The organism is Paenibacillus sp. FSL M7-0896 (assembly GCF_037975415.1).
Lineage (GTDB): Bacteria > Bacillota > Bacilli > Paenibacillales > Paenibacillaceae > Paenibacillus_AQ > Paenibacillus_AQ silagei.
The window spans coordinates 4,689,348-4,701,349 of sequence record NZ_CP150250.1 but is presented as its reverse complement, the minus strand read 5'-3'; the positions used below and the strand labels follow the sequence as shown (position 1 = coordinate 4,701,349).

General features: G+C 52.5%; 10 protein-coding genes. 8 read left to right on the top strand and 2 right to left on the bottom strand.

Annotated elements, in window-relative coordinates; genetic code table 11:
• Positions 1-28 precede the first annotated feature (28 nt).
• The gene (locus MKY12_RS20425) at positions 29-79 is read right to left on the bottom strand and encodes a putative holin-like toxin (RefSeq protein WP_233277556.1); all 51 of its coding nucleotides are present in this window, start codon (positions 77-79) and stop codon (positions 29-31) included.
• A gap of 217 nt (positions 80-296) precedes the next feature.
• Here MKY12_RS20425 and MKY12_RS20420 point away from each other — a divergent pair, with 217 nt between their 5' ends.
• The 6 genes from MKY12_RS20420 to MKY12_RS20395 all read left to right on the top strand — a co-directional run bounded on the left by MKY12_RS20420 (position 297) and on the right by MKY12_RS20395 (position 6,091).
• Complete coding sequence (locus MKY12_RS20420; protein WP_339310524.1) at positions 297-983, top strand: hypothetical protein; 687 nt, start codon at positions 297-299, stop codon at positions 981-983.
• 225 nt (positions 984-1,208) lie between these two features.
• Positions 1,209-3,635: a nitrite reductase large subunit NirB gene (nirB, locus tag MKY12_RS20415; RefSeq protein WP_339310522.1), complete on the top strand. Its 2,427-nt coding sequence runs from the start codon at positions 1,209-1,211 to the stop codon at positions 3,633-3,635.
• A 25-nt stretch (positions 3,636-3,660) separates the two neighbouring features.
• On the top strand, positions 3,661-4,005 hold the full coding sequence (gene nirD / locus MKY12_RS20410; RefSeq protein ID WP_339310521.1) for a nitrite reductase small subunit NirD: 345 nt from the start codon (positions 3,661-3,663) through the stop codon (positions 4,003-4,005).
• 19 nt (positions 4,006-4,024) lie between these two features.
• Positions 4,025-4,843, top strand: coding sequence for a formate/nitrite transporter family protein (locus MKY12_RS20405; RefSeq protein WP_339310519.1), 819 nt, complete (start codon positions 4,025-4,027; stop codon positions 4,841-4,843).
• 101 nt (positions 4,844-4,944) lie between these two features.
• A complete protein-coding gene (locus MKY12_RS20400; protein WP_339310517.1) occupies positions 4,945-5,565 on the top strand; it encodes an SDR family oxidoreductase in 621 nt (206 codons plus the stop codon).
• A 43-nt stretch (positions 5,566-5,608) separates the two neighbouring features.
• On the top strand, positions 5,609-6,091 hold the full coding sequence (locus MKY12_RS20395) for an NUDIX hydrolase (RefSeq protein ID WP_339310516.1): 483 nt from the start codon (positions 5,609-5,611) through the stop codon (positions 6,089-6,091).
• Positions 6,092-6,227: 136 nt separating this feature from the next.
• On the opposite strand, the gene MKY12_RS20390 is transcribed toward MKY12_RS20395, so the two are convergent.
• Positions 6,228-6,944 carry a Crp/Fnr family transcriptional regulator gene (locus MKY12_RS20390; protein ID WP_339314919.1) on the bottom strand — a complete coding sequence of 239 codons (717 nt, stop codon included), beginning with the start codon at positions 6,942-6,944 and terminating at the stop codon, positions 6,228-6,230.
• Between the two features lie 419 nt (positions 6,945-7,363).
• Between MKY12_RS20390 and MKY12_RS20385 the strand changes: the two genes are divergently transcribed.
• Positions 7,364-9,667 (top strand): glycosyl hydrolase family 65 protein, encoded by a 2,304-nt coding sequence (locus MKY12_RS20385; RefSeq protein ID WP_339310515.1) that lies wholly within the window; start codon positions 7,364-7,366, stop codon positions 9,665-9,667.
• A complete protein-coding gene (locus tag MKY12_RS20380; RefSeq protein ID WP_339310513.1) occupies positions 9,667-11,997 on the top strand; it encodes a glycosyl hydrolase family 65 protein in 2,331 nt (776 codons plus the stop codon). Before MKY12_RS20385 ends, MKY12_RS20380 begins: the two co-directional genes overlap by 1 nt.
• The last annotated feature ends 5 nt before the right edge of the window (positions 11,998-12,002 follow it).

Genomic DNA, 12,002 nt, shown 5'->3' with positions numbered 1-12,002 from the left:
ATAGACCGCTACCTTTGACCAGGGCGGTCTATTTCTTATTGAGGTAGTTCAGCAGAGCAATAATGAACATGCCGAACATGAACATCAGTGACAACGCTTGATAAACCTCCATTGGCCTCACCTCCCTTCCGGGAGATTAGCCGACCGCCCTTGTAAGCCTTATATTGCTTCTGCGATTATAGCATGAGACCTAATAATTTGGAAGATTATGCCGATGAAAAATGATTTGAGAACCCTTCCTCTATGCGTTATCCTTAAAGAGTCTGGGAAAATACATATGAAGGCGGTGCCGTGGGATGTCCACGAAATGGATGCGCTTCATGCTGTGCCTTCTCTTGCTAGCCGCGGCAAGCGGTTGTGGCTTGGGATCAGAGAATGGCGGCAGCAGTAACGGAGGCCAAGGATTAACCTTTTCAGTCAAGGTGGGTGACAGTGAAATGGCCGGAAGCTCGGCCAGATTGCTTAACGAAGCTTACGTGCCTGGGAATTCAATAATAGAGCTGTTCAGAAAGAGCGGCGTTGTTACATTTTCAGCGGATGGAACCAGTATTCTTGAGGTGAATAAGGTCTCCCTGGGTCCGGATATGAGCTGGGAGGTTCAGGTGAACGGCAAGAAGGTTCAAGAGCTGAATACGACGCTGGAACCGGGTTCGGCCATTACGATGTCAGCAGGGCCTGCCGGAACCGGAAAGATGTTTCAGCCTGTCATCATCACGGTGAACGGGGGGAGCGAGCAGCCGGAGCTGACACATTCGCATGTGCTTTCTTTTATGCAGGATATGTCCGTCAAGGGACTGCTCAAGAACAGCGGTATGGTCCGGCTTGCCGAGGATAACCGGACGGTGCTTACTGTTATGGATTATACACCGCTCAGCAGCGAGGAATGGAGACTGAAGGTCAACGATAAAGGTCTGCTCGGTAATGGAGTGGACATGAAGCTCAGTCCGCAGGACAAGCTGGAGATCTCTCTGGTACTGAAATAAGTGAATGAAGTATATGAGTGAGATCATGTACCCGATGAATGGATATCTGTGCGAAACTGCATGGGTATCCGTTTTTTTTGGACAGGAGAAGTCATCTTCACTTGTGTGAAAAAATTCACATACCGTGTGACTGTGGTCACACTTGTCATGGAATTGGGGACAGTATAATTTCTCTATCAGGTAAAGTTATTGAAGAAATCAGAGTTTCTGAAGGAGGGTCTACCAGTGGCAGCGGAAAGAGAAAAGTTAGTGCTGATTGGGAATGGCATGGCGGGAGTAGGCACTATTGAACAGATTCTGAAGCTGGGCGGCGCTTATGATATTACTGTCTTCGGCAGTGAGCCGCATCCCAACTATAACCGGATTATGTTGTCCTATGTACTTGAAGGCAGCAAAACAATTGAAGACATCATTCTCAACGATCTCGGGTGGTATGAAGATAATCATATTACACTGCATACCGGCACAACTGTTACCCGGATCGATGAACAGAACAAACTAATATTGACCGATAATGGACTGGCGGTTCCTTACGATAAAGCAATTATTGCAACAGGCTCGAATTCTTTCATTCTACCCGTACCCGGCAGCACCAAGTATGGGGTAGTCGGGTTCCGCGATATCGCGGACTGCGATGCGATGCTGGCAGCGGCGAAGCAGTACCGCACGGCGGCTGTGATCGGTGGAGGACTGCTAGGTCTTGAAGCTGCGAAAGGCCTGGTCAACCTGGGTATGGATGTTACCGTTGTGCATCTGCTGGAGGATCTGATGGAGCGCCAGCTGGACCGTACCGCTTCTTCAATGCTGCAGGCAGAGCTTACACGTCAAGGTGTGAAATTCGCCATGGGCAAGCAGACGGTAGAGCTGACAGGCGAAGAACGGGTTACCGGTCTGCGCTTCAGTGACGGCAGTGAGCTGCCGGCAGAGTTTGTAGTGATGGCTGTTGGAATCAAGCCGAATGTCCAGCTTGCGAAGGACAGCGGAATCACCGTTAACCGCGGGATCGTAGTTGACGATTATATGCAGACTTCTATGGCAGATGTGTATTCTGTCGGCGAATGTACAGAACACCGGGGAACCTGCTACGGACTCGTTGCACCGCTATTCGAGCAAGGGATGGTTCTTGCCAAGCATTTGTCTGGTGTACAGACTCCGGGCTATGAAGGCTCAGTTGTAGCAACCAAGCTCAAAATTTCCGGGGTAGATGTATTCTCCGCTGGTGAATTCACCGAAACACCGGAGCATACCGTCATTTCTGCCAAGGATGAATGGAAGCGAACCTACAAGAAGATTTTGCTTAAGGATAATGTGATTGTCGGTGCCGTCTTGTTCGGTGATGTAACGGAATCTGCCAACCTGCAGAAGCTTGTGAAAAACAGCACAGAGATGACCAATGAAATCTATGATGAAGTTATGGGCACAAGCTGCTGCGGCGGAGGCGGAGCCAAGAAAGGCATGTCCGTCGAAGCGATGGCCGATGAAGAAATCGTCTGCGGCTGCAACGGCGTAACCAAAAAAGCCATTGTAGATGCTGTTACGGAGAACGGCTTCACTACGGTGGATGAGATCAAAGCCTGCACGGGTGCAACCCGCTCATGCGGCGGCTGTAAGCCAGTGGTGGAGCAGATTCTGCAATTCGTTCTCGGAGACAACTTCCAGCAGAGCGCCAAGCAGGGGATTTGCAGCTGCACCTCGCTTAGCCGGGATGAGATCGTAGCCGAGATTACGGCTAAAGGGCTCCGGACCACCAAGGAAGTCATGCATGTCCTGGACTGGAAGCAGGCAGAAGGCTGTTCGAAATGCCGCCCTGCCGTGAACTATTATCTGGGGATGATCTACCCTGACACTCATGAGGATGAGAAAGAATCCCGGTTCGTCAATGAACGGATGAGCGCCAATATTCAGAAGGACGGAACCTATACAGTTATACCGCGGATGTATGGCGGGGTGACCACTCCTGAGGATTTGAAGCGGATTGCCGATGTGTCCCTGAAGTATGATGTGAAGGTTGTGAAGGTAACGGGCGGACAACGTCTTGACCTGATCGGTGTCAAAAAAGAAGATGTACCTAAGGTGTGGGAGGAGCTGGATATGCCGTCCGGCTATGGTTATGCGAAGTCGCTGCGTACGGTAAAAACTTGCGTGGGTTCGCAGTTCTGCCGCTTCGGCACACAGGATTCCATGGGCATGGGCGCTATGCTTGAGCGTAAATATGAGCGGCTGGATATGCCGGCCAAGTTCAAGATGGCGGTTAACGGCTGTCCGCGTAACTGTGCCGAGTCCTGCACGAAGGATATCGGGATTGTCGGCAATGACGGCGGCTGGGAGGTATTCATCGGCGGCAACGGCGGGATTAAACCACGGATCGCAGATGCCTTCTGCAAGGTGAAGACCGACGAGGAACTGGTTGAGGTCTGCTCCGCTGTAATCCAGTACTACCGTGAGACCGGTAATTACCTGGAGAGAACCTCCGAATGGGTAGAGCGCATGGGTCTTGAGCATATCCAGACAGTGGTTATGGGCAATGACGACAACCGTAAAGAGCTGGCGGCACGTATTGACTTTGCACTGGCCCAGGTGAGTGATCCTTGGCGGAAAATGCTGGATGACAAAAACACCCGTACTGCGCTGTTCGAAGAGACACAGGTATAGTCTAAAGGGAGAGGGAGAGAGCATAATGGAACGGAGCAATCGGGAATATACGATAGGTGTAGTGGAAGATTTCATGCCGCAGATCGGCCGGGTAGTTCATGCAGGAGAGGTGGAATTAGCCATATTCCGCACATCGGACGGCGCAGTCTATGCGGTTCGCAACCACAGTCCCCACCCGAAGGGCGGTCCGCTCGCGGAAGGTATCGTATCAGGCTATTATTTATATGATCCGCTGCATGACTGGAAGATCGACCTTCGTACCGGAGAGGTTCAGGCACCGGACCGGGGGCAGGCAGAAGTCTATCCGGTTACAGTAGAGGGCGGAGTTGTTAAGGTCACTCTGCCTGCGGCAGTAACAACCCTAAATTAAAGGAAGAGCAGGTGCGGATATGTTTACGCAGAGCGTAGAGAATATCGTTGAGACAGCCGTAGGGAAACGCGACAAAATGAATGAGAGCTTGCCCAAATATTTTTTGGCGGCCCTCCTGGCAGGAGCATATGTGGGGATTGGTATTATTCTGATCTTCTCACTGGGGGCACCGCTGGCAGCGATTAAGTCACCGTTCCAGCCGCTGATTATGGGAGCATCCTTCGGGATTGCCTTGACCTTGGTTGTATTCGCAGGCTCAGAGCTGTTTACAGGTAATAATATGTTCTTCACAGTGAGCACGCTTGCCGGGAGAACTACAGTCTGGGACACGGTGAAGAACTGGGTCCTGGTATTCCTCGGCAATGTAGCTGGTGCAGTGGTGCTGGCGCTGCTGATTCAGGGATCGGGCCTCTTCAAGGCAGCGCCTGCCGAGCATCTGATCTTCGCAGCCGCCGCCAAAAAGATGAACCTTCCGTTCTCGGAGCTGTTCTTCCGCGGCATTCTCTGTAACTGGCTGGTCTGCCTGGCACTGTGGATGTCCTCCCGCGCCAAGAGTGAAGCGGCGAAGCTGGTCCTGATCTGGTGGTGTCTGTTCGCCTTCATCGCGAGCGGCTATGAACACAGTGTAGCGAACATGACGCTCCTGAGCGTAGCCGTGCTGCTGCCGAATCATCCAGAGACAGTGAGCATCGCCGGCTGGTTCCACAACATGATTCCTGTTACGCTTGGCAATATCATCGGCGGCGGTGTCTTTGTCGGAATGGCCTACTGGCTAATCTCGCCAGTACGGACTCCGCGTAACGTATCAGCTCCTCCTCAGACGAAGAAAGCAAGCTAGATCCAATATCAAGCTCCGCAGCTGCCACATGGCTGCGGGGCTTTTTTGCCGCTCTATCCCTGCTATAATAGGGATAATTCTTACCAGGAGGTTATTTTCATATGAATATATTGATTCTAGGTGCCACCGGCCGGGTGGGGAGCCACATTGTTACCCATGCTCTTCAGGATGGACATCATGTTACAGTACTGGTCCGTAACCCGGAGAAGGTTCAGCCTCTCCATGCCAACCTGACGATCCTCCAAGGTAATGTTCTTAATCAAGAAGATGTCGCCCGGGCAGTGCAGGAGAATGATGTAGTGATTAGTGCATTGAACACCGATGGGACAACCACGCTTACAGACAGTATGCCTTTTATCATCGGAGCCATGTATGAGGAAGGGATAGAGCGTATTATAACCGTAGGAACTGCGGGTATTCTCCAAAGTGAGCTTTCGCCTGAACTCCTGCGTTACCAATCCAGCGAATCTAAACGCAGGTCAACCCGTGCTGCAGAAGAACATGAACAAGCCTATCGCTTGTTGGAGCGATCGACTCTGAAATGGACCATTGTGTGCCCAACCGCTCTGCTGGAAGGAGAACGTATGGGGACCTATCGTGTGAGACGAGATATTTTGCCCGGAGGCGGTTCTGAAATATCTGTAGCGGATACAGCGGAATTCACTTATAGTCAAATTGATGCTGGCGATTTCATAAGATCCCGTGTCGGTATAGCTTACTGATAAAGGTGATCTATTTAGAAAATGAACGGAGGCGAGGGCTTCGATGGCAAGTTTTAACCATTTTGGCGTATATGGAATTTGTCAGCGTGACGGCAGGCTGCTGGTGATCCATAAAGGAAGAGGCCCTTATAGCGGAAGATACGATCTGCCTGGGGGAAGACTGGAGGCTGGTGAATCCCTGGTTGATGGCTTGGTCAGAGAGTTTATTGAAGAGACTGGTTATAGAGTAAAGGTACAACAAAACCTGGGCACCTACGATTTCTTTATCCGGCATAACGAAGATCACTTTACACAAATGCATCATCTGGCAGCCTTGTATCAGGTTGAAATGACCGGGGAAGAAGAGCCTGTTGCCATTTCAATGTTCGAAGAACAGGATTCCCGCGGGGCGGAATGGGTGGATATCACTAGAATAACCCTCGATTCAGCTTCTCCGTTAGCCGTACATGCTGCTAAGTTCTTTAGGGGGGAGGAGCTGCCTGTAACACCAGAATATTATGATGATTGGGAAGTAAAAGGTACATAGGATGTTCCGCCAGTGCGGTAAATTCATCGCCAGACAAGAAAAAAAGACGCCGGACAGGGCGCCTTGACCACTCTATTAAATTTATTGGGTCAGATATGTTTCAATGAGGTGAATAGAGGGTATTATTGATAGGAAATTAAATTCGGCAAATTTCATTAGGACATAATTCGCAGTGGCAGATTTCCTGAAGCATCGCCAGATCCTTGATGACGATCATGCCATTCTCATACTCCACTGCATCTTTTTTGCGCAGATCACTAAGCATCCGGTTAACGCTCTCACGGGTAGCGCCAATCATGTTGGACAGATCTGTATGCGTGATTTTTTTGTTGATCAGAATGCTGTCGCCTGTCTTCTCACCATAGGTGTTGCCAAGACGGATCAGTGTGGAGCAGAGGGCGCCCGGTTTGCCGTACATCATCAGATCGCGGAATTTCGTCTGGGTGAGACGGTGATGAATGCCCATCCATTTCATGAAGTCGATGGCGAAGTCGCAGTGCTGGCAGATCAGAATCTCCAGATCCTTCTGCTCGATTACGCCAACTTCACTCTCTTCAATGACTTCGGCAGTGAAACTATGCTTCGTGCTGAAGAACGGGTCAGCCTGACCCACCATATCGCCAGCCTGATACATATACAGAATCAGTTCCTTGCCTTCGTCTGTAGATTTGGTCAATTTCACACGTCCACGCTTGATATAAAACAGTTTATCCGAGAAATCGCCTTCCCAGAACAGGTGTGATCCTTCAGGGACTACACGTTCCTTCATGGTGACCAACAGGCGGTTAAAATTCTGCTCGGAGAAACAGTTTGTATTGCCGCGGGCTTCGATAACATTATAATGTTCCTTTATCATAATCGACATCCCCTTTATTCCCTCAGTTTTTCAGTAAATTTTAAATTAATTATACCTTGAAATTCCTCTTTATGGGTAAGTATTTTCGTATAAAAGTGTCGAATTTTTAACATTGTGATAAATTTCACTTCATTTGTGTGAGAAAGCTTATGTTTTTGGGCGTATGATAGGCTTCTTTACATGATTCAAAGGATATTATATCAGTTGCCACCTGTTCTGGATAGATGCAGAGGGGGGCGGCTTTTTTGCGTTTGTCGTCCGTATTCCATATGATCCGTACAAATGCACATAACTCGCTTACGAGCTGACCTTGGTCACGGGCGGGCTTAGCGATACTCTGGAACTAAAGTGTCCGTTGTTACCACTGTGAGCGGAGGAGCGGACCAAGCCTCACTTAGCGAAGGAGAGTTTCAATTATGGCAAAAGTAGCAGATCCCTATCTGAAGGTCGATCCCTGGGCAATTATTGAGGAAGGCTTTGATCCGGAACGCAACCGGACTTCGGAATCGATTTTTTCACTGGGCAATGAGTATATGGGGGTACGGGGGTATGCGGACGAGGGCTACAGCGGCGATTCCTTGCCGGGCAGCTATTTCAACGGGCTGAATGAGCAGATGGAGGTTGGTAATCATTATAAAGGCATTATCCGGTCGCTGCGCTACATGGTTAATGCCGTGGACTGGCTGCATACCCGGATCTCGGTGGACGGTGAAACCCTGGATCTGGCGCACTCCCGCATAGAGGCGTATACCCGCAGACTGGATTTCCAGACGGGGACCTATACACGGGAGTTCATCTGGCTGCTGGCGGACGGGAAAAAGCTGAAGCTCTGCTTCACACGCCTGGTCAGCATGACTCTGTCTCATCTGGGGCTGCAGCAAATCACCTTCACGCCGCTCAATTTCTCGGGAAAGGTGGATATTCGTACTGGCCTTGACTTCGGCATGGTTCATGAGGAACACGGCCAGAGCATGTGGAAAGAGCAGCAGCGCGGCGGGGAAGGAGCAATAACTGCCATTATGGCCCGTACGCTGACAACCGGAAATCAGCTGTTCTCGGGCTTTATCCTGAAGTCTTCACAGGCGCTGCATACGGAGCTTGTGGAAGATAACCGGTATATCGGGCGGCAATTCTCACTTATGCTGGCTGAAGGGGAGCCTGCTTCCTTCACGAAGCTTGTGGTCAATGTGACGGGAACGGATGCTGCCCCAGCTACAGACCATCTCTGGACAAAAGGCATGGAGCTTGCAGCAGCGGCGGACCGGCTGGTGGAGGAAGAGGTGCTTGCTGACCAGGCCTCCTATTGGAGCGGTATTTGGGCTACAAGCGATATCCGGATTGAGGGCGACCCGGAGAATCAGCAGGGCATCCGTTTTTGTATTTTTCAGCTGTATCAGACATATCACGGGGACCATCCCGGGTATAACATCGGTGCCAAAGGGTTAACCGGCGAAGCTTACCGGGGGCTTGCCTTCTGGGATACCGAGTCCTACTGTCTGCCGTTCTATCTGTTCAATAACCCGAAGGCGGCCCGCAGTCTGCTGGAATTCCGCTACAAGACGCTACCTCAGGCGCTCCAGCGCGCGAAGGATGTGGATTGCGCGGGCGCATTCTATCCGATTGCCACGATTGACGGGACAGAGAGCTGTGACCTGTGGCAGCATTCCAATCTGCAGCTTCATGTCGGGACAGCAGTCGCCTACGGCATCTGGCATTATGTGAAGAACACCGGCGATCTGGAATTCCTCTACAGCAAAGGCGCCGAAATGCTGATTCAGATCAGCCGTTTCTACGCATCCCGCGGCCAGTGGGGTCAACGCACCGGGGAATACGGATATTTCGGCGTGATGGGGCCGGATGAATTCCAGCTTATGGTTAACAATAACTGCTACATCAATCTGTTGGCTCAGAAGTTATTCGAATATACGCTCGAAACAGTAGCCCTCATGAAGGCGGAGGCGCCTGAAGAATATGCGGCGGTTATAGCGGTTACTGCACTCCGCGAGGAGGAATTGGCTGACTGGGACCACAAGCGTGTCCATATGAAAATCCCGTTCGATCCCGGCAGCGGCATCTACGAGGAGCATGACGGATTTTTTGATATGCCGCATATCGACATTCACTCCATTCCGGTGACTGAGTTCCCGCTGTACTCGAATTGGTCGTATGACCGTCTGTACCGTTACGATATGATCAAGCAGCCGGATGTGCTGATGTTCATGTTCCTGTACAACGGGCAGTTCTCCCGCGAGGCCAAGCTGGCGAATTATGAATATTATGAACCGAGATGTATTCACGAGTCCTCACTCTCGCCGTCGATTCACTCGATTCTGGCCAGTGAGCTGGGCAAATCTGAGGAAGCGTACCGGTTCTTCGAGTTCGCCACGCGCCTGGATCTGGACAACTATAACCGCAATACCCGGGAAGGGCTGCACACCACATCGATCGCCGCAGCGTGGATGAACATCGTCTACGGCTTCGGGGGGATGCGCTCGGATGGAGATTGTCTGTCCTTCCGGCCGGTGCTGCCGCAGAAGTGGACCGCTTACAGCTTCCAGGTGATGTGCAGGGGCGTACTGCTGGGTATTACGGTAAAGGCAGAGTCGGTTTTCTTCAGAGCAGTCAATGGCGGAAGCACAGAGGTGCTGATCTATGATCAGCGGGTGACCGTAGATGAAGCAGGAATCGAGCTTCCTCTCGCTGAAGGGATGACTGTGTAATGGACTGGACGGTAACTGAGCGCAGCTTCGAGCCTGGGCGGATTACGGCGAACGGCAACAAATTTATGACCGGCAATGGCTATATGGGCTTCCGGGGAGTCCTTGAGGAGTTCGGGAAGGAGCAGCTTGCGGCGGTTACATTGGCCGGAGTGTATGACCGGGCGGGCGACAAATGGCGTGAGCCGGTGAACGCCCCGAACGGGCTGTATACGGTAGTCAGCGCCAACGGCTGCAAGCTAAATGTGTTGGATACCGAACCATTGGCTCATACTCAGAGCCTGGACCTCCGCTCAGCTATCCACTGGCGGGAGACAACGTTCAGCATCCCGGGAGGCGGGAAGCTGACCCTGACCGCCGAGCGGTTCGTCAGCATGGATCAGCTCCATCTGCTCGCTGCCAGATGGACCCTTCACTGCACCGCCGATTGCCGGATAGAGATTACTACAGGAATCGACGGTGAGGTGTGGGATATCAACGGCCCCCATCTGCTGGAGCAACAGAGCCGCTCGGCCGGCGGGGCGCTGCTGTCAACAGCAGTTACCGGGGAGCTGGGGCTGCCGTTGGCGGTGGCGGAGCTTACAGTGTTCGGCTTGGCAGAACAGGAGAAGCGGGTAGATGCTGTTATCGAGCTGGATAGGGGAACCGCGCTGCGCCATATTTCTGTAGAAGCCAAGGCTGGTGAGTCTTATGCATGGTGCAAATATGCAGCCGTGTACACGGGCCTGGATATAGAAGGCGCTCCTGCGGAAGGCAGCCCTGATGAGCAGGCGGTGCGGGCCGTCCAGGAGGCCGCCGCTACAGGGTATCCCGGCCTGCTGGAGGCGCACCGGCGCAAGTGGGCGGAGCGATGGTCACGCAGCGATTGTGTCATTGAAGGCGATGAGGAGGCGCAGTTTGCGCTGCGGTACAGTATGTATCAGCTGCTGATCATTGCACCGACGAAGTCGGAGAAGGTCTCGATTCCGGCGCGCGGCTTGTCCGGGCAGGTCTATAAGGGGGCCGTATTCTGGGATACGGAGATGTTCATGCTGCCCTTTTTCCTGCACAGTGATCCTGGGATTGCCCGCAATCTGATGATGTACCGCATCCACACGCTGGACGGAGCACGGCGGAAGGCGGGGGAATACGGATATTTAGGCGCCTTCTACGCATGGGAGAGTCAGGACTCCGGGGACGATGCCTGCACCCTGTTCAATGTGAACGATGTATTTACCGGGCGACCCATGCGGACCTATTTCCGCGATAAGCAGATTCATATCAGTGCAGATGTCGTGCACGGACTCTGGCAATACGTGACCTTCACGGGAGATGACAGCATCCTGGCGGACGGCGGGGCGGAGGTGATCTGGGAATGTGCGCGTTTCTTCTATTCCTATGCTTATTATAATCCCGTGAAGCAGCGGTATGAGCTGCTGGATGTTACCGGACCGGATGAATATCATGAGCGGGTGAATAATAACGCATTTACGAGTGCCATGGTTCAGGAGACACTGAAGATTGCCTTGCAGACAGCAGAAAGGTTGCAGGACAAATATCCGGCTGTGTATAACGGTCTTGCTGAATCGTATGCAGACGGGCCGTTCCTGGATGAATTCACAGCAATGCTGGCACAGCTCTATGTTGCGCAGCCGGACCCGGATACGCTGGTGATTGAACAATTCGACCGTTATCTGCAACTGGAGGATGTGTCTCTGGCTGAGCTGAAGGCACGGGTCATTCACCCGAATGAGTACTGGGGCGGAGGCAACGGGCTGGCAACAACCACAAGAATCCTGAAGCAGGCCGATGTGGTGCTCATGCTTCATCTGTTCCGGGACAGATTCAGCAGGGAAGTGAAGCAGGCCAACTGGAAATTCTATGAGCCGCGAACCGAGCATGGCTCCAGCCTCAGCGCGTGTATCTATGCGCTGGCTGCAGCGCATATCGGCTTGCCGGATTGGGGATATCCGTATTTCATGCGCACTGCCACCGTAGATCTAACCGGTGAATCGAAGCAGTATGTCGGTGACCTCTATATTGGCGGGACGCATCCGGCGGCGAACGGGGGCGCGTGGATGGCTGCGGTTCTTGGCTATGCTGGCCTGAGCTTTGACGGAGAGACCGCCCGGCTCCAGCCTGCCCTGCCGCAAGGCTGGAGCGCAGTCGAGCTGCCGGTGGTCCTGCGCGGAAGCAGCTTCCGGCTGCGGATCGGCCGCGAAGAGATCACGGTTACGGCAGCGGCGGGCAACAGCGAAGCGGTAAGCTTCGCCGGGTTCGGCGGTGAGACTGTGCTGTGCCCGCCCGGTGCGATTCTGGAGTTAGCATTCCAATCCAATCAGAGAGGAGCATGACAACG